At 68.4% G+C, this 21,641-nt stretch carries 23 protein-coding genes; 11 read left to right on the top strand and 12 right to left on the bottom strand.

The window, feature by feature from the left end:
• Positions 1 to 17 precede the first annotated feature (17 nt).
• A complete protein-coding gene (locus tag BLQ03_RS13925; RefSeq protein ID WP_090756939.1) occupies positions 18 to 1,136 on the bottom strand; it encodes a zinc-binding metallopeptidase family protein in 1,119 nt (372 codons plus the stop codon).
• A 170-nt stretch (positions 1,137 to 1,306) separates the two neighbouring features.
• Positions 1,307 to 2,374, bottom strand: coding sequence for a M42 family metallopeptidase (locus tag BLQ03_RS13920; RefSeq protein ID WP_090756938.1), 1,068 nt, complete (start codon positions 2,372 to 2,374; stop codon positions 1,307 to 1,309).
• A gap of 189 nt (positions 2,375 to 2,563) precedes the next feature.
• Between BLQ03_RS13920 and BLQ03_RS13915 the strand changes: the two genes are divergently transcribed.
• Both BLQ03_RS13915 and BLQ03_RS13910 read left to right on the top strand, forming a co-directional pair.
• A complete protein-coding gene (locus BLQ03_RS13915; protein ID WP_217629763.1) occupies positions 2,564 to 3,109 on the top strand; it encodes a DUF892 family protein in 546 nt (181 codons plus the stop codon).
• Positions 3,110 to 3,188: 79 nt separating this feature from the next.
• Entirely contained in the window at positions 3,189 to 3,932 is a 744-nt protein-coding gene (locus BLQ03_RS13910) for an SGNH/GDSL hydrolase family protein (protein ID WP_217629762.1), read from the top strand.
• A 395-nt stretch (positions 3,933 to 4,327) separates the two neighbouring features.
• Here BLQ03_RS13910 and BLQ03_RS18395 read toward each other — a convergent pair whose 3' ends face one another.
• The 4 genes from BLQ03_RS18395 to BLQ03_RS13895 form a co-directional block, all read right to left on the bottom strand.
• Positions 4,328 to 4,486: a hypothetical protein gene (locus tag BLQ03_RS18395; RefSeq protein WP_175558882.1), complete on the bottom strand. Its 159-nt coding sequence runs from the start codon at positions 4,484 to 4,486 to the stop codon at positions 4,328 to 4,330.
• Between the two features lie 343 nt (positions 4,487 to 4,829).
• Positions 4,830 to 5,834, bottom strand: coding sequence for an ABC transporter substrate-binding protein (locus tag BLQ03_RS13905; RefSeq protein ID WP_090756936.1), 1,005 nt, complete (start codon positions 5,832 to 5,834; stop codon positions 4,830 to 4,832).
• Between the two features lie 72 nt (positions 5,835 to 5,906).
• Entirely contained in the window at positions 5,907 to 6,809 is a 903-nt protein-coding gene (locus BLQ03_RS13900; protein ID WP_090756935.1) for an ABC transporter permease, read from the bottom strand.
• Positions 6,802 to 7,575, bottom strand: a complete 774-nt coding sequence (locus BLQ03_RS13895) for an ABC transporter ATP-binding protein (protein ID WP_090756934.1) — start codon at positions 7,573 to 7,575, stop codon at positions 6,802 to 6,804. Before BLQ03_RS13895 ends, BLQ03_RS13900 begins: the two co-directional genes overlap by 8 nt.
• 421 nt (positions 7,576 to 7,996) lie before the next feature.
• Here BLQ03_RS13895 and BLQ03_RS13890 point away from each other — a divergent pair, with 421 nt between their 5' ends.
• The 8 genes from BLQ03_RS13890 to BLQ03_RS13855 are packed head-to-tail and all read left to right on the top strand — an operon-like array spanning position 7,997 to position 14,188.
• On the top strand, positions 7,997 to 8,725 hold the full coding sequence (locus BLQ03_RS13890; protein ID WP_090756933.1) for a succinate dehydrogenase/fumarate reductase iron-sulfur subunit: 729 nt from the start codon (positions 7,997 to 7,999) through the stop codon (positions 8,723 to 8,725).
• A gap of 2 nt (positions 8,726 to 8,727) precedes the next feature.
• Positions 8,728 to 9,060, top strand: coding sequence for a succinate dehydrogenase (locus BLQ03_RS13885; protein WP_090756932.1), 333 nt, complete (start codon positions 8,728 to 8,730; stop codon positions 9,058 to 9,060).
• The gene (gene sdhC / locus BLQ03_RS13880; RefSeq protein WP_217629761.1) at positions 9,057 to 9,401 is read left to right on the top strand and encodes a succinate dehydrogenase, cytochrome b556 subunit; all 345 of its coding nucleotides are present in this window, start codon (positions 9,057 to 9,059) and stop codon (positions 9,399 to 9,401) included. The genes BLQ03_RS13885 and sdhC overlap by 4 nt, the downstream gene beginning before the upstream one ends.
• Before the next feature lie 2 nt (positions 9,402 to 9,403).
• The gene (locus BLQ03_RS13875; protein WP_090756931.1) at positions 9,404 to 11,164 is read left to right on the top strand and encodes an L-aspartate oxidase; all 1,761 of its coding nucleotides are present in this window, start codon (positions 9,404 to 9,406) and stop codon (positions 11,162 to 11,164) included.
• 33 nt (positions 11,165 to 11,197) lie between these two features.
• Positions 11,198 to 12,160, top strand: a complete 963-nt coding sequence (locus BLQ03_RS13870; RefSeq protein WP_090756930.1) for a fumarate hydratase — start codon at positions 11,198 to 11,200, stop codon at positions 12,158 to 12,160.
• Complete coding sequence (locus tag BLQ03_RS13865; RefSeq protein ID WP_090756929.1) at positions 12,157 to 12,825, top strand: fumarate hydratase C-terminal domain-containing protein; 669 nt, start codon at positions 12,157 to 12,159, stop codon at positions 12,823 to 12,825. Before BLQ03_RS13870 ends, BLQ03_RS13865 begins: the two co-directional genes overlap by 4 nt.
• A complete protein-coding gene (locus BLQ03_RS13860; protein ID WP_090756928.1) occupies positions 12,822 to 13,850 on the top strand; it encodes a YeiH family protein in 1,029 nt (342 codons plus the stop codon). Before BLQ03_RS13865 ends, BLQ03_RS13860 begins: the two co-directional genes overlap by 4 nt.
• Positions 13,851 to 13,873: 23 nt before the next feature.
• The gene (locus tag BLQ03_RS13855; protein WP_090756927.1) at positions 13,874 to 14,188 is read left to right on the top strand and encodes an NIPSNAP family protein; all 315 of its coding nucleotides are present in this window, start codon (positions 13,874 to 13,876) and stop codon (positions 14,186 to 14,188) included.
• A 67-nt stretch (positions 14,189 to 14,255) separates the two neighbouring features.
• Here BLQ03_RS13855 and BLQ03_RS13850 read toward each other — a convergent pair whose 3' ends face one another.
• The 4 genes from BLQ03_RS13850 to cuyA all read right to left on the bottom strand — a co-directional run bounded on the left by BLQ03_RS13850 (position 14,256) and on the right by cuyA (position 17,835).
• Positions 14,256 to 14,999 (bottom strand): sulfite exporter TauE/SafE family protein, encoded by a 744-nt coding sequence (locus BLQ03_RS13850; protein WP_090756926.1) that lies wholly within the window; start codon positions 14,997 to 14,999, stop codon positions 14,256 to 14,258.
• A gap of 1 nt (position 15,000) precedes the next feature.
• A complete protein-coding gene (locus tag BLQ03_RS13845; protein WP_090756925.1) occupies positions 15,001 to 15,912 on the bottom strand; it encodes a LysR substrate-binding domain-containing protein in 912 nt (303 codons plus the stop codon).
• A 136-nt stretch (positions 15,913 to 16,048) separates the two neighbouring features.
• Positions 16,049 to 16,759 carry a cysteate racemase gene (gene cuyB / locus BLQ03_RS13840; protein WP_090756924.1) on the bottom strand — a complete coding sequence of 237 codons (711 nt, stop codon included), beginning with the start codon at positions 16,757 to 16,759 and terminating at the stop codon, positions 16,049 to 16,051.
• Positions 16,760 to 16,803: 44 nt separating this feature from the next.
• The gene (gene cuyA, locus BLQ03_RS13835) at positions 16,804 to 17,835 is read right to left on the bottom strand and encodes a D-cysteate sulfo-lyase (RefSeq protein ID WP_090756923.1); all 1,032 of its coding nucleotides are present in this window, start codon (positions 17,833 to 17,835) and stop codon (positions 16,804 to 16,806) included.
• A 90-nt stretch (positions 17,836 to 17,925) separates the two neighbouring features.
• Here cuyA and BLQ03_RS13830 point away from each other — a divergent pair, with 90 nt between their 5' ends.
• Complete coding sequence (locus tag BLQ03_RS13830) at positions 17,926 to 18,825, top strand: LysR family transcriptional regulator (protein WP_175558881.1); 900 nt, start codon at positions 17,926 to 17,928, stop codon at positions 18,823 to 18,825.
• Between the two features lie 39 nt (positions 18,826 to 18,864).
• Here the strand turns inward: BLQ03_RS13830 and BLQ03_RS13825 are convergent, their stop codons facing one another.
• Both BLQ03_RS13825 and BLQ03_RS13820 read right to left on the bottom strand, forming a co-directional pair.
• Positions 18,865 to 19,863, bottom strand: a complete 999-nt coding sequence (locus BLQ03_RS13825; RefSeq protein ID WP_090756921.1) for an ABC transporter substrate-binding protein — start codon at positions 19,861 to 19,863, stop codon at positions 18,865 to 18,867.
• Positions 19,864 to 19,910: 47 nt separating this feature from the next.
• Complete coding sequence (locus BLQ03_RS13820) at positions 19,911 to 21,512, bottom strand: thiamine pyrophosphate-binding protein (RefSeq protein ID WP_090756920.1); 1,602 nt, start codon at positions 21,510 to 21,512, stop codon at positions 19,911 to 19,913.
• Positions 21,513 to 21,641 lie beyond the last annotated feature (129 nt).

Raw genomic sequence — 21,641 nt, 5'->3', positions numbered from 1 at the left:
GAATGGCGGCCCGGGCCTCAGGCCGGGGCGAGTTGGTCATGGTGGTTCGCGCCTTCCCCGGCCCCGCGCCCGGCGGCTTCCCCGGCGGACCGGATAAGCCGGTGCACGAAGCCCAGCTTCGTGACGACGGGCGGGGACAGGACAAAGGGATACAGGTCCGGCTGCCCCATGCTGCGGTTGAGCGAGTTGACCGCCAGCGTGAGCGGGGTCCAGGCCGCCATCAGCTGTTCGATGTCCGGGGCCCTGTAGGGGTCGGCGCAGGGCGGCGTCGCGGGTTCCCCCTGCGAGACGCTCGGGCGAAGCGACAGCCCATAGGCGCTCGCGGTTCCCAGCGTGTCCACGATATGCAGGTAATGCGCCCAGGTTTCGGCGAAATCCTCCCACGGGTGGCTGGAGGCATAGGCCGAGATATGGCTGTCGCGCCAGTCGGGGCGCGGCCCCTCGTCATAATGCCGCTGCAGGGCCTCGGCGTAATCCTCGCGCTCGTCGCCGAACAGTTCGCGGAAGCGAGCAAGGGTGCCGGGGTCGCCGTCGCGCACGAGGCGGTCCCAGTAGTAATGCCCGACCTCGTGGCGGAAATGGCCCAGAAGGGTGCGGTAAAGCTCGCTCATCCCCTCGCGGCGGCTTTCGCGTTCGGCATCGTCGGCCTCGGCGATGTTGATCGTGATCAGCCCCGCGTCATGGCCGGTCAGCACCTTGGGCGCGTCGGGATCCTCGGGGTCGGCGAGCATGTCGAAGGCCAGCCCCTCGGGATGCTCGGCGCGCGTGGCAAGCGGCAGCCCGAACTGGATCAGGGAATAGAAAAGCCGGTGCCTGGCATCCTCGAGCCGCCGCCAGCGCAGAAGATTGGCGGGGTCCGACAGGTCGGGGATCATCCGGTTGTGGCGGCAGGCCTCGCAGAAATCCCCCGGGGCATCGGCGGCCACCAGCCAGTTGCACACATCGTGATCGGCATTGCGGCAGAAGCGGTATCTGGCTCCGGGGTCGTTCAGGGGGCGCCACAGCTCGCCCTCGGGCTCAATCGCCACAAGCGATTGCTGGGCCGCGACATAGCCCAGGCGATGCCCGCAGCGCTCGCAGCTGCGGTTCTCGAAGTACAGAGCCTGGCCGCAATTCTGGCATTCGAAAAGCTGCATCGGAGATCCTGAAAGCACGGAGGTCACGGCGCAGGCGCGGGCGCCTGACCGAGGATGTTCATCTAAGCTGCTCAAGGGCCGGAAGTTTCACGGGCAGCGGGAAGATAATGATAATCAAATGTTAGTCACATGGCCGTTCACCCCGGTCCGTCCCTGCTGCCCCGTCCGCCTCAGCGCGGCGTGAAGTCCGTGTCGCGCGTGATCCGCCGGCAACAGGCGGCCATCAGGCGGGCGGTGGCTTCGAGATCGGACAGGCTCAGCACCTCGCAGGGCGTGTGCATGTAGCGCAGCGGCACGTTGAGCAGGCCCGTGGCCATGCCGGCACGGTTGATCTGCATGGGCTGGGCATCCGTGGGGGTGGCCCCTGCCGTGACATGGACCTGACAGGGGATGCCGTCCTGCCGCGCCGCCTCGGCAAGAAGGGCGAAGACGGCAGGGTTGGTGTTCGCGCCGCGGTCGATGCCGGGGCCCTTCCCGAGCTCCAGCCTGCCATGGCGGGACAGCCTGGCCTCGGGGTAGTCGGTGGCATGGCCCATGTCCACGGCCAGCCCGCACTGCGGCGCGATGCCGAAGGCCGCCGCCTGCGCCCCGCGCGAGCCGATCTCCTCCTGCACGGTCGCGACGGCATGAACGCCGACCTGCGGGTCGAGGCCGCCTTCTTCCCGCAACAGCCGCAGGGCTTCGGCGATGACGAAGACGCCGGCCTTGTTGTCGAAGGCCCGGGCGGCGGCGCGATCGCCCATCAGCATCTGGAACCCCTGCTGATAGGTCACGACATCCCCGGGGCGGACGACCGCCTCGGCCGCCTCGCGCGAATCCGCGCCGATGTCGATCCACAGGTCCTGCATCTTCGGCTTCCTGTCGAGTTCGTCGGGTTCGAGCAGGTGGATGGCCTTGCGCCCCACCACGCCGGGCACCCGCTCGCGCCCGTGCACCCAGACGCGCTGGCCCAAGGGCGTGGGGCTGTCATGCCCGCCGATTGCGCTGAAATACAGAAGGCCGTCGTCCCCGACATGGTGGATGATGAAGCCGATCTCGTCCATGTGCCCGGCCAGCATGACCTTCATGGGCGCATGGGGGTTCAGCACCGCCGTGACATTGCCCAGGACGTCGGTGCTCACCTCGTCGGCGAAGCGGGCGGCATGATCGCGGTAAAGCCGCGCTACCGGCTGTTCATGCCCGCTGGGAGAGGGCGCGGCGATCAGGGACGACAGGAACTCCAGCGAGTCGGTCTGCATGTTGGAACCTCCTGGAATGCATGCTCCGGGCCCGGGCGGCCTCGCGGCGACAGGCCCGGCATTCCCGGCAGAGGGGTAACGCCCGGCAGGCGCCGCCCGCTCCGCCGGGACGCGGGACCGCGCGGATCTGCGGAACAAGTCGCGCGCTGCCGTGTTCGATCCGTGGACCGACAACACAGGAGGCCCGGGATGGCCTATACCGACACCAACGCGACCGGCTCGATGAACTCGGACCTGGCCATGCAGCAGTATGTGATGGGCGTCCAGAGCGCCCATGCCCTGGAAAAGCAGGCGACCCAGCTCATCAACCGGCAGCTCGAGCGCATCGAAAGCTACCCCGAGGTGGCGGCGCTTCTGCAGCAGCACCTCGCCGAGACCGAGGCGCAGATCCAGCGGCTCGACACGATCCTCGGGGAACTCGGCTCCAGCCCCTCGATGATCAAGGACCTGGCGACGCAGATGTCGGGCAACATGGCGGCGATCATGCACACCGTCATGTCCGACGAGATCATGAAGAACCACTTCGCCAATGTCGCCTTCGAGGCCTTCGAGCAGGCGACCTACCGTTCGCTGATCGCCATGGCGCAGGCCGCGGGCTTCCCCCAGCACGTGTCCGCCTACGAGGCGACCCTGGCCGAGGAGGAAAAGACCTTCTCGACGCTTCTGGGCATGACCGAGCAGCTGACGGTCAAGTTCATGCAGCTGTCGGCCGAAGGCGAGCAGGCCAAGCGCTGAACCGGAAAACAGGAGGGCCCGCCCTGGCGGCCCTCCTGATCCAGGGCCCCGGACAGGGGGTGGCACGAGGGGAACGGGCATGAACCGGCGGCTCGGCCGGCGCGGCCTTCTTCTGTCCGCCGCCGCGTCCTGCGTTGCCGCCCCCACGCCAGCACGGTCCGAAGGTGCCGCGCCCATGACCCATGTCGTCCTTCTGGGGGATTCCGTCTTTGACAACGCCCCCTACGTGCCTGCCGGGCAGGAGGTGATCGCGCATCTGCGCCGCCGCCTTCCGCCGGAATGGAGGGCCACGCTTCTGGCCCGCGACGGGGCGGTGCTGGCCGGGCTGCGCGATCAGGTCCGGCAGTTCCCGCGTGACGGCACGCATCTTTTCGTCAGTGCCGGCGGGAATGACGCCCTTGGCTGGACGGGGGTCTTCGGGGACAGCGCCACGACCGTGGCCGGGGCCCTGATGCGGCTCGCCTGCCTTCGCCGCGAATTCGAGGAGCGCTACCGGGCCATGCTCGACGAGGTGCTGCGCCTGGGGCGTCCGACCGCGATCTGCACGATCTACGACGTCCGCTTCCCCGATCCGGCCTACCGCGAAACCGCCGTCACCGCCCTTGCCCTGCTGAACGACATCATCACCCGCGAGGCCGGGCGGCGCGGGCTGCCGCTTCTCGACCTGCGCGTCCTGTTTGACGAGGACGCGGATTTCGCCAATCCCATCGAACCCTCCGCCCAGGGCGGCGACAAGCTCGCCCGCGCCATCCTGCGGGTGATGGAAGGGCACGATTTCACCACGCAGCGCGCCTGCATCTTCGCAGGACCTGAACGGTCCTGAGCGGAGACGGGGGCACAGAAGGCGTGAGCCGGGCGCGGAGGCTCGACAGGGCTGCCGCCGGTCGTCTTGCGCAAGCGCGCCGCCAGAGCGGGCCGGGAGATGCTGGGGGGCTCTTTCTCCTGAAAGGCAGGACCAAGGGATCACCTCGGATTCACCCGACGATGCCCGTCGCTCTTTTCTCGCCCTCAACGGCCTGCGACAGTCCGCTGTCAATTGGAACCCGCAACTGGCCCTGAGGACGCGCCTTCACGGCAGCATGAATATCCCGCGTCCCGCGACCATGTCGGCGCGAGGCGCGCGCCGAGGCAGCTTTGCCACAGGCTACGGACGGTGCCGCAGGGCGGGAACCTGATGCAGGACCCGGGACGGGCAGCGCCGTCCCGCGCCGTGATGGGTCATGCGCCCCCGATCGGCGTCATCACCTTGCCGCTGCCCTCGCAGTCGGGGCAGGTCTTGCCATCGACCTTGCCGGTGCCGTCGCAGTTGCGGCAGGTGTTCTCGCCCGATCCCGGCGTTCCGGGAGGCACGGCTTCAGGGTTTTCCGTCTGGCTCACCGCAGGCTCTCCTTTCCATGGTCATCGAAGTCCTTGACCCGATCAACGGGAGCCGCCGATGTTTGTTCCCGGCCATCGGAGCCATCCCCGGCGCCTGGACCGCATGATCGGTCAGGCTTTGCCTCGGGACGTGACAACTTCTCTGGCGGTCACGAGCGCAGGCTGCCTTGAAAATCGATCTTACATAACTCTGGTTACTGGAGTTCCAGTTCCGTCACGCCCGGCACGTGACAAGCCGGCCGCCTGGGCCGAAGGCACGGGCGGCCGGTTCCTCATGGATCGAGGCCCAGGCGACCCGCCTGCCCCGGCCGTGGGGCCGGAGCGGGCGGAAGCCGCACAAGGGTCAGCTTCCCTCGGCGCCGCTGACGGTGTCGAAGAACAGGTCGCGCCAGTCGCTGGTGTCCTGCTGGATCAGGCCGACGCGCGCCATGTAGTTGACGTAGGGAAGCAGCCGCTCGGGCGTGGTGGTCCAGCGCGTCTGCTCGTCGGTGATCAGGGCCACGACCTCCTCCTGCGTCATGGGCGAGGATTCGGCCTCCGACCAGATGCGCGCGGCTTCCTCGGGGTTGGCCTGGATGAAGGCGATGCTTTCGTCCAGGGCCGCCATGAAGACCTTCATGAACTCGGGGTTTTCCTCGACGAACTCGGCGCGGCTCCAGACCACGGTGAAGGTATGGGGGCCGCCGAGGACGTCGTAGCTGTCCACCACCTTGTGCGCGCGCTCGTCCTTCATCTCCAGGTTCTGGAAGGGCGGAGAGCCGAAATGCGCGTTGATCTCGGACTGGCCGCCCAACAGCGCGAGCTGCGCGTCCGGGTGGCCCATCGAGACGGTGAAGGCGTCAAGATCGGCATGGCGCCCCTCGCCCAGGTATTTCTCGGCCGCCATCTGCAGGGTGATCGCCTGGATCGAGGTCTTGACCGCCGGCAGCGCGATCTTGTCCGAACGGTCGAAGTCGGACAGTTCCTTGATCTCGGGGTCGGTCGTGATCAGGTGCAGCGGCATGGAGGCCAGCGCCGCCACGCCCTTGACGCGCAGGTTGTTCTGGGTGCGCGCCCAGATCGTCAGCATGGGCGGCGTGCCCCCGGCGGCAAGGTCGAGGTTGCCCGACAGCAGCGCCTCGTTCATGCCCGACCCGCCCGTGAAGCGCAGCCATTCCGCCTCGACCTCAAGCCCGGCGGCGGCGGCGTGCTTCTGCAGCAGGCCCTGTTCCTCGATCAGCGTCAGCGGCAGGTAGCCGATGCCGAACTGCTTGGCGAGCCGCACCTTGATCGCCTCGGCCGAGGCGGGCAGCGCCGCGAAGCCCGCGATCCCCAGGGCCGCGATCATCGAGAAAAGCCGTGTGTTCATCCTGTCCTCCCTTGTTGTCGCCGTCAGGGGCGAATGGGCGGCGCCCGCCGGACGGGCGGGCGCCGCGTCCGGTCAGTGCTGCACGCCCCAGCGCTGGATGGTGCGGCGCTCGATCGTGCGGAAGACCAGGTTCTCGACGACGAGGCCGATCAGGATCACGGTCAGAAGCCCGGCGAAGACCATGGGAATGTCCAGCATGTTCTTGTTCTCGAAGATGAACCATCCAAGCCCGCCCGAACCCGAGGAGACGCCGAAGACCAGCTCGGCCGCGATCAGCGTCCGCCAGGCGAAGGCCCAGCCGATCTTGAGGCCCGTCAGGATCGACGGGAAGGCCGCCGGGATCAGGATCTTGGTGATGAAGCCCACGCCCTTCAGCCCGTAGTTCCGGCCGACCATCTTCAGTGTCTTGGACACGCCGAGGAAGCCCGAATGCGTGTTCAGCGCGATGGCCCAGGTCACCGAATGGACCAGCACGAAGATCAGGCTGGCGTTGCCCAGGCCGAACCAGATCAGCGCCAGGGGCAGCAGCGCGATGGCGGGCAGCGGGTTGAACATCGAGGTCATGGTTTCGAGGAAATCGGTCCCGATGCGCGAGGCGATGGCCAGCGCCGTCAGCACCGCCGCAAGCCCGATGCCGATGGCGTAGCCCGTCAGCAGGACCTTGATCGACACCCAGGCCGCGGCCGGCAGCGTGCCGTTCATCACTGAGGTCAGGAACGCGCCCGCCGTCGCCGAGAAGGTCGGGAACAGCAGGTCGTTGTTCAGCGTGCGGCCGTAGATTTCCCAGATGCCGGCCAGCACCACCAGGATCAGCAGCTTGCGCAGGGCGGGCTCGCGGTACAGCGTCTCGAAGGTGGACAGCTTCTGCTCGACCACGGTCATCTCGCCGCCGAGCTCGACGTCCTTGTTGAAGATCTCGGGCCGGCGGCCGGTGGCGCCATGGCCGAAGTCGATGCGGGCGACGGCCTCAGACATGTTCAAGCTCCTCCTGCTTTTCATGGGCAAAGAGCGTCTCGTGGATGTAGCGCTCCAGCTCCGCGGCCTCTTTCGGGTCGGTGGTGCTGTTGATCTCGGCCTTGACGCGGCCGGGATGCGGGGACAGCAGCAGGATGCGGCTGCCGATCTTGATCGCCTCGGCGATGGAATGGGTGACGAACAGCACGGTGAAGCGGGTTTCCTCCCACAGCTTCAGCAGCTCGTCCTGCATCTTGCGCCGGGTCAGGGCGTCCAGCGCCGCGAAGGGCTCGTCCATCAGCAGGATGTCGGGCTCCATCGCCATGCCGCGCGCGATGGCCACGCGCTGCTTCATGCCGCCCGACAGCATGTGCGGGTGGCTGTCGGCGAACTTGGACAAGCCCACCTTGTCGACGTAATGCAGGGCCTTTTCCTCGGCCTCGCGCTGCGACATGCGCTTGGCGCTCTGCAGGGCGAAGGCCACGTTCTGCTTGACCGTCTTCCAGGGCAGAAGCTGGTCGAATTCCTGAAAGACCATCATGCGGTCCGGCCCCGGCTCGGTGATCCGGCGGCCCTTCAGCGTCATCTCGCCTTCGGTCGGCGCCATGTAGCCGCCGACGGCCTTCTGCAGGGTGGACTTGCCGCAGCCCGATGGCCCCAGCAGGATGAAGCGGTCGCCCTGGTGCACGTCGAAGCTGACGCGATAGGTCGCCGTGATCAGGTGCTGGGGCGTCTTGTACTGAAGCGTCACGCCCTTGACGGCAAGCAGCGGTTCCTGTGGCTGCATGGTTCCTCCCTCGTATCTGGCTACGCGCGCCGCCTCCCGAACGATGCGCAGTCATGCTGGTCGTCCCCCGGCCTGCCTTGCGCCTGAGGGCCCAAGGGTGCCTGCCTGCGGACTGGCCTGCCGGGAACCCGGCTACTAGGCCTCCTTCTCTCCTCCTGCACAAGCACCGCCCGAGCCGGGCAGGTCATGGTCCGGCCAGAGTATGGGAAAGGTACAGTTACCGAAATACATTAATGCTAATAGATAGGTGTAGGTAATCTTACAGAACGACCGTTTCCTCTGTGGTTCTGCAATCTGCAGATCGCCCCCGTTCCCAGCCCAGAATGTAAGATCATCTTACCATTACCTTTAGAATTTAAGATTTTGTGTTAGCGGAACCCTGATCTAGCTGTGTGGCAATGTCCCAGCCAACAGGTGCGCCGTGAGCGAGAACACGAAGACACTGGAGGTTTCCGTCTGGCGCGGCACCCAGGAGGGCGGCGCCTTCGAGACCTTCAGCGTCCCCGCGCAGGAAAGCCAGACCGTCCTCGACGTGGTGAGCTGGATCCAGCAGTCCGCCGACCCGACGCTCACCTACCGCTATGCCTGCCGCGTGGGGATGTGCGGCTCCTGCGCGATGATGGTGAACGGCCAGCCGCGCTGGACCTGCCGCACCCATGTCAGCCGCGTGCTGGACGGCAACCGGCTGGAGATCGCGCCCCTGCGGAACCTGCCGGTCATCAAGGACCTGGCCGCCGACATGGACCCCTTCTTCGACAAGTGGATCAAGGCGGGCGGCGTCCACCGCCCCTCGCGCACGCGCCACGAGCCGATCCAGGAGGTCAGTCCCGAGGAACCCGGCCGGGTCGAGGCCAACAAGGCCATCGAATGCATCAACTGCTCGGTCTGCTACGCGGCCTGCGACACGGTGGCGGGCAACGAGGATTACCTCGGCCCCGCCGCCCTTCAGCGGGCCTGGACGCTGTACAACGACGAGAAGGTGCAGGACCGGGGCGCGATCCTCGACGCGGTGTCCGGCTCGGACGGCTGCCTCAACTGTCATACGCAGGGCAGCTGCACCCGCTATTGCCCGAACGAGCTCGACCCCCTCAGCGCGATCGCGGGCCTCAAGCGGGCCGTGGCGACGTCCTTCTTCCGGCGGAGGGCCTGAGGATGCTGGACCTTCGGCTCTACATGGCGCAGCGGCTCAGCGCGATGGTCATGGCGCCCCTGGTGCTGGGGCATATCGCGGTCATGGTCTACGCGATCCAGGGCGGGCTTTCGACGGCCGAGATCCTGGGCCGCACGCAGGGCAGCATCCCGTGGCTGCTGTTCTACGGCACCTTTGTCCTGGCGGTGTCGGTCCATGCGGCGATCGGGCTGCGGGTGATCGTCCACGAGACGACGGGGCTGCGCGGCCGGGGCTTGAGGATCTTCACCTGGGGCACGGGGATCGTGCTGCTGATGATGGGGGCGCGCGCCGTGGCGGCCGTGACGATGCTGTGAAACTGAAACCGCACCGCACTCACCCCCTCTGGCTCGCCTACATGCTGCACCGGGTCTCGGGCCTGGGACTGGCGCTGTTCCTGCCGGCCCATTTCTACGTGCTGGCCATGGCGGTCAGCCGTCCCGGCAGCCTGGATTACTTCCTGAACTTCGCGGCCAACCCGCTGGTCAAGGTGGCCGAGTTCGGGCTGGTCTTCCTGCTGGCGATCCACTTCTTCGGCGGCCTCCGGCTGCTCGCGCTCGAGTTCCTGCCCTGGTCGGCCCGCCAGAAAAGCCTGGCGGCGGCCTCGGTCGCGGGGGCCTTCCTGGTCTCGGGCACCTTCCTTCTGCGCGCGGTGTAATCATGTCCCTGAACCTCCGGATCGAACGCGAAGACACCGACATCCTGATCCTCGGCTCGGGGGGCGCGGGGCTGTTCGCGGCCCTTCACGCGCAGCAGACCGCGCCCGAGGGCACGCGCATCACCCTGGCCGTCAAGGGCCTGATCGGCAAATGCGGCTGCACCCGCATGGTGCAGGGCGGCTACAACGTCGCCCTTGGCGGCGGCGACACGGTCGAGCGGCATTTCATGGACACGATCCAGGGCGGCAAGTGGCTGCCGAACCAGGACATGGCCTGGCGGCTCTGCGAACAGGCGGTCGTCCGCATCACCGAGCTTGAAAACGAGATCGGCTGCTTCTTCGACCGCAACCCGGACGGGACGCTGCACCAGAAGGCCTTTGCGGGCCAGACCGCCGACCGCACCGTCCACAAGGGCGACCTGACGGGCATCGAGATCATCAGCCGCCTGATGGAACACGTGCTCGCCCGCCCGATCCGCAAGCTGCAGGAACACCGCGCCATCGGGCTGGTCCCCACGCGCGACGGCGCCTCGCTGGCGGGGGTGCTGTTCATCGACATGCGGACCGGCGGCTTCCGCTTCGTGCGCGCCAAGTGCGTGATGATGGGCACGGGCGGCGGCCCGACCATGTACAAGTATCACACCCCCTCGGGCGACAAGACCATGGACGGGCTGGCGATGGCGCTGCGCATCGGCCTGCCGCTGCGTGACATGGAGATGGTGCAGTTCCACCCCACGGGCCTGCTGGCGGGCGACCACACCCGCATGACCGGCACCGTGCTGGAGGAAGGCCTGCGCGGCGCGGGCGGCCAGCTTCTGAACGCGCGGGGCGAACGGTTCATGTTCGACTATGACGCGCGGGGCGAACGCGCGACCCGCGACGTGGTCAGCCGCGGCATCTATGCCGAGATGCGCAAGAACAACGATCCCGCCCAGGTCGGCATGTTCATCTCGATGGGCCATCTCGGCCCCGAGAACGTGCGCAAGAAATTCGCGGGCATGGTCAAGCGCTGCGCCGACTGCGGCTTCGACCTGGCCGCGGGCAAGGTCGAGGTGGTGCCGACCGCGCATTACTTCATGGGCGGCGTGGTGGTCGATCCCGACACCCGGACCGCGATGGAAGGGCTTTACGTCGCCGGCGAGGACGCGGGCGGGGCGCATGGCTCGAACCGTCTGGGCGGCAACGGCGTGGCGAACTCGACCGTCTTCGGGGGCGTCGCGGGCGACGTGATGGGCATGGATGTCCGCCGCATGACCCTGCGCGACCCCGACGAGTCCGTGCTGGCCGCCGAGGTCGAGCGCGCGATCCACCCCCTGACCCGCAAGCCCGGCCATGTGCAGAGCCTGCGCCACAAGCTGCAGGAAGCCATGTGGGAGGATGTGGGCGTCATGCGGACGGGCGCCGGGCTTCAGCGCGGGCAACGCCGGGTGGCCGAGATCCAGTCCGAGCTGATGGACACGGGCGTCGATCCCTCGAACCTCGCCTTCAACCTGACCTGGCACGACTGGCTGAACGTGGCGTCCCTGACCGAGATCTCGACCGTGATCGCGCGCGCGGGCGAACTGCGCGAGAATTCCCGCGGCGCGCATTACCGCGAGGACTTCCCCGAGGCGGGCGACCTCGACAGTTCCTACTTCACCTTGGCGCAGATGAAGGGCGACGAACTGGCCCTGACGCGCGAGCAGGTCCAGTTCACCATCGTCCGCCCCGGCGAGACCATTCTGCCCGAAAGCGAGCCCGAGACGCTGCTCGCCGCCCAGTAGCGCCCCGGCCCTGCCAGCTTCAGGAGGAAAGACGTGATCCCCATCCAACTCATCCAGTCGACCGCCGAGGACCTGATGGCCAAGGCCGCCATCGAGATTCCCGAGGATTACCTGAGCGGGCTCAAGGCCGCCGCCGCGACCGAGGACGGGGACCTGTCCTCCTTCGTGCTGCAGGCGATGCTGGAAAACTACGAGGCCGCCAAGCAGGACCGCCGCGCCATGTGCGGCGACACCGGCACGCCCCGCTGGTACGTGAAGATGGGCAACGACGCCCGCATCGAGGGCGGCCCCGTCGCGCTGGAAGCGGCGCTGCGGCGGGCGACCGCCAGCGCCACCCGCTCGGTGCCGCTGCGGCCGAACCGCGTCCATCCGCTGTGGCGCACGGACCATGACAACAACGTGGGCATCGGCGCGCCCGAGATCGAATACGGCTACGAGCCGCATGGCGAATGGATCGACCTCATCACGGTCCACAAGGGCGGGCTGTTCGGCACCGATTACCGGATGCTGTTCCCCTCGGACGGCATCCAGGGGATCAAGCGCTTCTACCTCGACAGCCTCGTGGCCTTCGGCAAGCGCGGCCTTGCCTGCCAGCCGGCGATCATCGGGATCGGACTGGGCGGCTGCAAGGACACCTGCATGGTTCTGGGCAAGCGCGCCGCCTGCCTGCGCACGGTGGGCGACCGCAACTCGGACCCCCGCATCGCCGAGCTGGAGGAGGAGCTGAAGGTCCTGGGCAACTCGATCGGCATGGGCGCGATGGGCTTTGTCGGCAAGAACATGGTGATCGATACCCATATCGAGGTCGGCTACTGCCACACCGGCGGGATGCAGATGTCGGTCCATGCCTTCTGCCTGTCCTCGCGCCGCGCCGTCGCCCGCATCCATGCCGACGGCCGGGTGGAACATCGCACCGACCCCGACTGGTTCACCCCCTACCAGCGCCGCGAGACGGTCGAATGGGAAGACGCCCCTGTTCTGGAGGCCGCCGAATGAAGCCGCGTGAAGTCGAGCTTTCGACCACCCCGACGCCCGAGGAGATCGCCGCGCTGCGCCTGGGCGACATCGTCTACCTGACCGGGCTGATGTATACGGCGCGCGAAGGCGTCTACATGCGGGCGCTGGAGGACAAGGCCAACATCCCGATGGAACTGCCGTCGCAGAGCGCGGCGAACTTCCATTGCTCGCCCGCCGCCAGCATCCGCGAGGACGGCAGCTTCGACATGGGCGCGGTGACGGCCACGGCCAGCTTCCGCTTCGCCAAGTGGCTGCCCGAATGGATCGCCAAGACGGGCGCCCGGCTGATCGTCGGCAAGGGCGGGATGTCGTCCAGGGACTACAAGGAATATTTCGTCCCGAACGGCGCCATCTACCTGTCCACCGTGGGCTACGGCACCGGCGCGCTTCTGGGCCGGGGGGTCGAGAATGTCGAGGCCGTCCACTGGAACGAGGAACTGGGACTCGCGCAGGCCATGTGGGTGCTGAAATGCAACCGCATGGGACCGTTCCTGGTTGCCTCGGACATGGAGGGCAACTGCCTCTTCGAGCGCGAGAACGCCCGCATCGCCGAGAACCTCGACCGCGTCTACGAGGGCACGAAGCCCGCGGTTCTCAAGCGCTTCGGCGAAACCGACAACCGGGCGGACGAGTTGATCGGATGACCGCCGCAGACATGACGCAGGTGCCGAGCCGGATGTGGGAACGTCTGCGCGAGCTTTTTCCCGGCGTGGTCTCGGCCGTGACCGTGGCGCTGGCCGCCAAGTTCATCTCGGAACATTACGGCGCCCCCGTCATGCTGATGGCCCTGCTGCTCGGCATGGCCTTCACCTTCCTGGCCGAACCGCAGTCCACGACCGCGCAGGGGGTCGAGTTCGCCTCGAAGAAGCTGCTGCGCTTCGGCGTGGCGCTGCTGGGCCTGGGCATCACCGTGCAGCAGATCGCGGCGGCGGGACTGGCCGTGGTCGGCATCACGCTGGGGGGTGTCGCGCTGACCATCGGCGCGGGCGTCCTGCTGGCGCGGCTGTCGGGGCGCAGCCTGCCCTTCGGCCTGCTGACCGGCGGGGCCGTCGCCATCTGCGGCGCCTCGGCGGCGCTGGCGATTTCCTCGGTCCTGCCCAAGGACGACCCGAACCACGAGCGCGACACGGTCTTCACCGTCATCGCGGTGACGGCGCTGTCCACGCTGGCGATGATCGTCTACCCGATGATCGGCGCGGGTTTCGGCCTGTCGGATCACGCGATGGGCGTCTTCTTCGGGGCCACGATCCATGACGTGGCCCAGGTCGTCGGCGCGGGCTATTCCGTGTCCGACGAGGCCGGGGCGACCGCCACCTTCGTCAAGCTGCTGCGGGTGGCATTGCTGGTCCCGGTGGTGGTCACGCTGTCGCTGTGCTTTGCCCGCCACCCCGGCGCGCGGCAGGGCGGCAAGCTGCCGATCCCCTTCTTCGTCCTGGGCTTCGCGGCGCTGGTGCTGGTCGGCAGCACGAATCTCATCCCCCAGGCCGTCACCGCCACGCTGCTGGAACTGTCGCGCTGGTGCCTCGTCACGGCCATTGCCGCGCTTGGCATGAAGACCTCGCTGCGCAAGCTGGCCGAGGTCGGCCCCCGCGCCATCGCGATCGTCTGCGGGCTGACCGCGCTTCTGGCCGCCTTCGCGCTGAGCGCGATCCTGGCCCTGCATATCTGAACCCGCCCGGAAGGACCGAACCCATGTTCATCGACATGCGCACCTATACGCTGAAGAACGGCAATGTGTCGAAGTTCCTCAAGCTCTACGAGGCCGAGGGGCTTGCCGTGCAGACGCGCATCCTGGGGCGGATGGTGGGCTATTACTTCACCGACATCGGGCCGCTGAACCAGATCGTGCACATGTGGGGCTATGACAGCATGGATGACCGCTGGGAACGCAGGAAGGCGCTGCAGGCCTCCGAGGAATGGCAGGCTTACGCGGTGCAGATGCGCCCGCTGGTCGATCACATCGAGAACAAGATCCTGGTCCCCGCGCCCTTCTTCACCCCGGCCTGAGCGGCGGGCCCTCGGACCCTGCAAGGGGGCGGCGGGGCGACCTGCCGCCCCTTCCCCGTTCCGCGGGTCACATGATCTCCCGCAGCCCCAGGATCGCGCCCGAGGCGAACATCAGGCCGATCAGCAGGACGCGGAACTGCTCGTCCCCGAGCCGCCGGAAGATCGACAGCCCCAGCTGCGCGCCGATCATCGTCACCGGCAGCGCGATGGCCATCAGGACCAGCGTTTCGGAGGTGTAAAGCCCGTTCAGCAGGAACAGCAGCGCCGTCAGCGCCAGCACCACGACGTTGAAGGGCTGCAGCACCGCCCGCGTCTCGCCCTTGGGCCAGGGGCGCATCGCGCACCACATCGTCGGCAGCGCCCCCGACAGCGAGGCCGCGCCCCCCAGCACGCCGCCCGCGAAGCCCACGAGGCTGTCCAGCACCGGCGTGCTGCGCTCGAACCGGGGAAGCGAGCGGCGGCGGAGGAAGAAGCCGCCGTAAAGCAGCATGAAGCCCGCGATCACGATCTTCAGCAGGGTCGCGCTGACGACCGACAGCAGTGTGACTCCCAGCGGGATGCCCACCAGCGCGGGCAGCAGGAAGCGGGCCAGCCGTCCGGGGTTGCGCCGGATCTCGCCGCGCACGATCCACAGGCCCTGCAGCCCGCTGACCACCGACATCACCACCACCATGGCGACGGCCTGCGCCGCCGGCAGGACCTGCAGCCAGAAGCCGAGCGCGAAGAGCGCCGTGCCGAAGCCCGCCAGCCCGTTGATCACCCCGCCCGCGAAGGCCCCGCCCAGAAGGACGGCCAGGAAATCCAGCCCCATGTCAGACCGCCTGCGCGATGGCTTCGGGCGAGAAGGTGCCGATCCGCAGCGCGCGCTCGATGGCCGCCGTGATCTCCTCGATCACGCGCATCTTGGTGCTGTCCTTGCGCCAGATCAGGCCCAGTTCGCGCACGGGGCCGCCTTCCGGGGCCAGGCGGATGCGGCGCAGGGGCGGCTGGTTGGCCACCTTCATGCAGGGCTCGGGGATGATCGAGACGCCGAGATCCGCCAGCACCATGCCGTAGATCGCCTCGAGGCTTGCCAGCTCCATCGTGTCATGGACGGCGATGTCCTTGTCCTGCAGCCATTTCTCGACCAGCGTGCCGACGACCGCGTCGCGCGAGAAGCGGATGAAGGGATGGGTCCGCAGCACCTCGGCCGGGTCGTCGCTGTCGACCTTGGGCGCGGCGATCAGGATCATCTCCTCGCGCGCCAAGGGCTGCCACAGCAGGCCCACCGGCATGATCCCCGGCTTCGAGGTGAGCGCCGCGTCCAGCGCCCCCCGTTCGAGCTGATGGACCAGATGCGTCGTCAGGCCGGGAAACAGCCGGACATGCAGGTCGGGGCAGTTCGATTTCAGCAGCGCGGTCGAGAAGGGGATGATGGCGGTCAGCGAGGTCGGCACCGCGCCCAAGGTGAATTCGCCCTTCAGCCCGTCGTCGCCCAGGACCGAAGGGACGATGTTGTCATAGGCGCGCACGACCTCGCGGGCGCGGGCCAGAAGGGCGCGGCCGATGGGCGTGAACTCGGGCGTCCGGGTCGAGCGGTCAAAGATCTCGACCTGCCACTGGGCTTCCAGCGTCCGCATCTGCTGGCTCACGGCGGCATGGGTGACGAAGACCGCGTCGGCGGCGGCGCTGAAGGTCTGGTGATCCGCCACCGCGATCAGCGTCTTGAGCATCCTGATGGACACGCCGTTTCCCTCCCAAGAAACGTAACTCTGTCTTACAGAAACATGTAAGAAGAACTTGATGAATTCAGATCATCTTGCCTTGCGGGCGGGGCAAAGGGCAAGCGCCGACGGCATCCCGGGTCGGGCAGCAGGAGCCCTACCCGTCCTCGCCCTCGCCCTCGCGCCGCGCGAAGCGGACGATCCCGCCGACAAGCACGTCCAGCGTGTCGATGACCTCGGCCTCAACGCGGGCGGCATCGACCAGCAGCGAGAACTCGGTGCAGGCGACAAGCTGGACCGTTGCGCCCTGCTGCCGCAGGTCACGCGCGGCAGAGCCGAGGGCCGTGCGGGCGGCGGGCGTGGCCCCCTCGCGCTTGATCGCCCGGATCGCGTCCAGCAGCGCGGGCTGGTCGGCGGGATAGACCGCCTGCAGGCCGTGCGCCGCAAGGGCCGCGTCGAAGAGCCCGATCCGCTGGACCGCGGGCGAGGCGAGGATGCCGACCCGGCCCCCCTGCGCGGCCCGCGCGGCGGTTTCGGCCGACAGGGCCACCATGTCGATCAGCGGAACGCCCGCCGCCGCGCGGATCGCGGGGGCATAGTGATGCGCGGTGTTGCAGGGCATGGCGAGCGCCTCGGCGCCCGCAGCCTCCAGCCGCCGCGCCATGCCGGCCAGCACCGGTGCGGGATCGGCGCCGGTGCCCTCGATCAGGGCCGCGATGCGCGAGGGCACCTGCGGGTTCTGGTCCACGATCAGGGGCACATGGTCGGCGTCGTCCGCTGCCGGGGTCGCGGCGATCACCCGCGACATCAGCAGCACCGTGGCCTCGGGGCCCATGCCGCCGAGGATGCCCACCCGGCGCGGCGTCACGAGCCACCCCCAGGGGACCGGTCCAGGGATGCGCGTCCCATCGCTCAGGCGGCCGAGGCGGCGGTCACGCGGCGCTCGGAAAAGTCGAAGGCGGCGTCATAGCCGAACAGCGCCGCCGCGCCCCCGGTATGCAGGAAGACGACCCGCTCGCCCTTCCTGAAATGCCCCTTGCGGATCAGGTCGATCAGCCCGGCCGCGCCCTTGGCCGAATAGACCGGGTCGAGCAGGATGCCTTCCAGCTCGGCGAACATGGCCAGCGCCTCCATCCCCGAGGCCGTGGGGATGCCGTAGCCCTCGCCCACGTAGTCGGTGTTGGCGACCACGTCCTCGCGCCGGACGACGCCGGGGGCGCCGATCTTCGCGGCGGTGGCCTGGGCCAGGGCGAAGACGTTCTCCTCCTGCTTGGCCTTGGGCGCGCGCACGCCGATCCCCAGCAGCGGGATCTGCGCGTTGATGGCCTTCAGCCCCACGACCAGCCCCGCCTGCGTTCCGGCGCTGCCGGTCGCATGGACGAGATGGTCGATGACGAGGCCCCGGTCGTTGGCCTGCCCCACCAGCTCGAAGGCACAGTTGACATAGCCCAAGGCACCCGTCGGGTTCGAGCCGCCGCCCGGGATGGTGTAGACCTTGCGCCCCTGCGCGCGCATCTTGTCGGCCAGCCTTTCCATCTCGGCATTCATGTCGAGGCCGCCCTTGAACTTCTGGGTCGTGGCCCCGTGCAGGTGGTCCAGCAGGACGTTGCCGTTGGTGTTGTAGTTGGCGTCCTCGCTGCTAGTGCGGTCTTCCAGCAGAAGGTGGCAGTCATAGCCCATGCGGGCGGCGAAGGCGGCGGTCTGGCGGGCGTGGTTCGACTGGGTCGCCCCCTGGGTCATGACCACCTCGGCACCCTGAGCCTCGGCCTCGGCCATCAGGAATTCCAGCTTGCGGGTCTTGTTGCCCCCCGTGGACAGCCCCGTGCAGTCGTCGCGCTTGATCCAGATCTCGGGGCCGCCGAGTTCCCGGGTCAGCCGGTCGAGCCGTTCCAAGGGCGTCGGCAGATGGGCCAGGAAGATGCGGGGAAAGCGGGACAGCAGCATGGGTCCGGATCCTTCGTGAGATGTCCCCTGCATCATTCGCCGCCCACCGTCCGCTTGCAAATTCGAAATCCCGGCAGGAACATGCGATCCTTGCATTTTACGGAGGCCCGGATGCGGCTGGAATGGATCGAGGACATCCTTGCCGTGGCCGAGACCGGCTCGCTGATCCGGGCGGCGGAACGGCGCAACCTCACGCAATCGGCCTTTTCCCGCCGCATCCGCATGATCGAGGACCAGCTGGGGACCGAACTGTTCGACCGCAGCCGCAAGCCCGTGGAGCTGCACCCTGCCGCGCGCGAGCAATGCGGGGAAATGCAGGAACTGGCCGTCCGCCTGCGGCGGCTCGCGGCGGCGCTGGGGGATGCGGCGCGCACCCATGTCGTGATCGCCAGCCAGCACGCGATCACGACCGCCGTCGCGCCCGCGCTGGTGCAGCGGATCGCGGCGTCGCGCGACATCGGCATCCGGCTGCGGTCTGCCAACCGCGACGAATGCTACACGCAACTGCTGACCCGGCAGGCCGACATCATGCTGTTCTACGCCACCGAGCGCCTGCCCCTGCCGATGGAGCCGGGCTTCGTGGAACTGCACCGGATGGGCGCGGACAGCCTGATCCCCGTCTTCGCCGCCGCGCGGCTGGACGAACTTGAGGCGGCGCTTGCGCAGGGCGAGCTGCCCGTCGTCGCCTATCCCGAGGAGGTCTTCTTCGGCCGCGTGCTGCGGGACGACATCCGCCCCCGGCTTGCCGGGCTGACCCTGCGGCCAAAGGCGGAAACCGCGCTGACGCTGGCCGCGCTGCAACTGGCCGCGACCGGGGCGGCGGTGGCCTGGGTGCCCGAGACGCTGGCCCGCGAACAGGTCCGCTCGGGCCAGCTTGCGGACCTCGGCCCCCGGCTCGGCGTCCAGCCCCTGCAGCTGATGGCGACGCGCCTGAGGGCCGCGCATTCCCCGGATGCCGAGGCCGTCTGGCGGGCGATCGCCGCCGGGTAAACGCGGCAGGGCGCTTCCCCGGGGAAGCGCCCGCCCGGCTCAGCTACCCTGCTTGTCGTGGACGTTCTCGAAGAAGACGTCCTGCCAGGTCGCGCCTTCCAGCTTCAGCGTGCCGATGCGCGTCATGAAGTCGAGATACTTGCCGATGTTGTTCGGCGTCGTGGTGTAGCTGACCTGCGGATCGGTGATGATCTGGCGCACGAGTTCGGGCGTCGAGGCATCCCCGCTGAGCCGGACATAGGTGTCCACCGCCGCCTCGGTGTCCGAGTTGATGACGCCGATCGCCTCCTCCAGCGTTTCCACGAAGGCCTGGTAGATCAGCGGGTTCTCCTCCCTGAACCGGGCCGAAGCCCACACCACGTTGAAGGTCGCGGGGCCGCCGAGGATGTCGTAGGAATTCAGGACCGTGTGCACGCCTTCGTTCTGCAGCTCCAGGTCCTGGATGGGCGAGGCGGTGAAATGGGCCGTGACCTCCTGCTTGGCCATCAGGGCCGCCATCCCGTCGGGGTGGGACATGGTGATGGTGAAGGGGTCCAGCCGGTCATGCTGGCCTTCGCCGAACTCCTTCTCGGCGGCCATCTGCAGCAGGATGGCCTGGATCGAGACCTTGACCGCCGGCAGGGCGATCTTGTCGGCCGACGTGAAATCCGCGATCGAGCGGATCTCGGCCTTGTTGCTGTTGAGCAGCAGCGGCATCGAGTTCATGGCCGACACGCCCTTCACCTCGGAGGAGGTGCCGTCGGTCCGCTCGCGCAGCACCAGAAGCGGCGGCACGCCCCCGGCCGCGAACTGGACGCTGCCCGACAAGAGTGCGTCGTTCATCGCCGCGCCCCCGGCAAGGGTCGCGTAATTGACCTTGAGCCCCTCGACCCCCAGCTCGGCGGCGCGGGCTTCCAGCAGGCCGCGATCCTCCATGATCATCAGCGGCAGGTGGCCGAGGCTCGGCTGCCGGGCGATGGTGATCTCGGCCATCTCGGCCAGGGCCGCGCTGCCTGTCAGGGCAATGGCGGCGGTAAGGGCAAAACCCCGAAGCAACATTCCTGATCCTCCCATGGAACGACGGTGGGGCGTGACGCCCTTCTTGTTCAGTGGCCGCTGCCGCTCGGCGCGGGCAGGCCGGCCATGACGACGTTGACGCAGGCGACCTTGCCGCTGGCCACGGCCCGTTCGAGCGCGGCGTCGAGATCCTCGATCCGCTCGACGAACTCGCCGTGCCCGCCCAAGGCCTCGACGGCCAGGTCATAGCGCGCGTCGGACAGGTCGCAGCCGACCAGTCGGTCCTCGCCATAGTTGCGAAGCTGGATCTGGTGCTCGGCGTTCCAGCGGCCGTCGTTGCCGATCACGGCGACAAAGGGCGCCCGGGCGCGTGCGGCGGTCTCGAACTCGGCCAGGTGGAAGCCCACGGTGCCATCGCCCATCAGGGCGATCACGGTGGCTTCGGGCTCGGCGACCTTGGCGCCCAGGGCATAGCAGGGGCCGCCCCCGATCGCGCCCGAGGGGCCGTTGATGATGCGCCGCGTGCCCCTGGTGCCCGCCTGCGCCCATTGGCCGAACTCGCCCCCGTCGCAGATCACGACCGAGGAGGGCGCGCGGTCGAGGCACCGCTGGACCGCCGCGCAAAGCGCGCCGGGGGTGATGCGGCCGGTGTCGGGGTCGGTGTCCCGATGGGGCGCGCGCCGGCAGACAGCCTCGGCCACCCGGGACCGCCAGTCGCCCCGGCCGGATGCAGACGGCGGATGATCCAGCAGCGCCTGCGCCACCGCGGCGGGTGGGGCGTGAAGCTCATGGACGATGCGCTCGCCGAGGTTCGTCCGCGCGCGCTGCAGTTCGGCCGCTTCGGCGCTGACGACCACCCATGCCGCCGCGGCGGCCGGCTTGCCGAAGCCGAGCGTGAAATCCACCGGCTTGCCGAGCGCGACGATCAGGTCGGCCTCGGCCACCATCCCGCCGAACCCCCCGAGCGAGGGATCGTTCAGCCCGCGCGGGCTTTCCATCGCGACGACCGGGGCATCGAGCTGGTCCGCAAGCCGCGCGATAAGATCCCCCGTCCGGCTTTCCGCCAGCGCCGGGCCGAGAATGACCAGGGGACGCTCGGCCTGCGCGAGCTTCGCGGCAATCCCGGCGATTCCAGCGGGATCGACCGGCTCCGCGCTCCCGGCCATCTCCTCGGCCGACGGGGGCAGGATGTTCGATTCCGCCTCCAGCACGTCGAAGGGCAGCGCGATATGGACCGGCCCGGGGCGGCCCGACAGCGCCGTCCGGGCGCCCTCGACCAGCGCGTCGCGCAACTCTCCGGCGCTTGTCGGCCGCAGGGACAGCTTGGTCAGCGGCGAAGTGAGCGCGACCTGGTCAAGCTCCTGAAACGCGCCGCGCCCGTCCTGGGCCACGGGGGAATCCCCGGTCAGGAACAGCACGGGGCTTTCCGACAGCCGGGCGCTGAAGAGCGGCCCCAACGCGTTCGCGGCGCCGGGGGCGGCCGTGACCATGCAGACGCCGAGCGTGCCGGTCAGCTGCGCATGGGCGTCGGCCATGAAGACGGCCGCGGCCTCGTGGCGGGTGTGGATGATGCGGAGTCCCGTGTCGAGGCAGGCGTCATAGACGGGCATGATCTGGTTGCCCGACAGGCTGAAGATCGTTGTCACGCCTGCCGAGGCAAGCGCCTCGGTCACAAGATTCGCGCCGCGCATCACTCTGTTGTCCCCGCTTGTTGTGCTGCGCCCGTCGGTCCTGTCCAGCGCTTTGAAACGTTATGCGATACCAGAGGCTTGTCGCCCGACAAAAATGCTTGCGCGTTCTGTAAGCTGTTCTTTCCGCAG

Source organism: Paracoccus chinensis, assembly GCF_900102885.1.
Taxonomy (GTDB): Bacteria; Pseudomonadota; Alphaproteobacteria; order Rhodobacterales; family Rhodobacteraceae; genus Paracoccus; species Paracoccus chinensis.
Note: the sequence above shows the minus strand (reverse complement) of the source record. Positions and strands in the feature narration are given on the sequence as shown.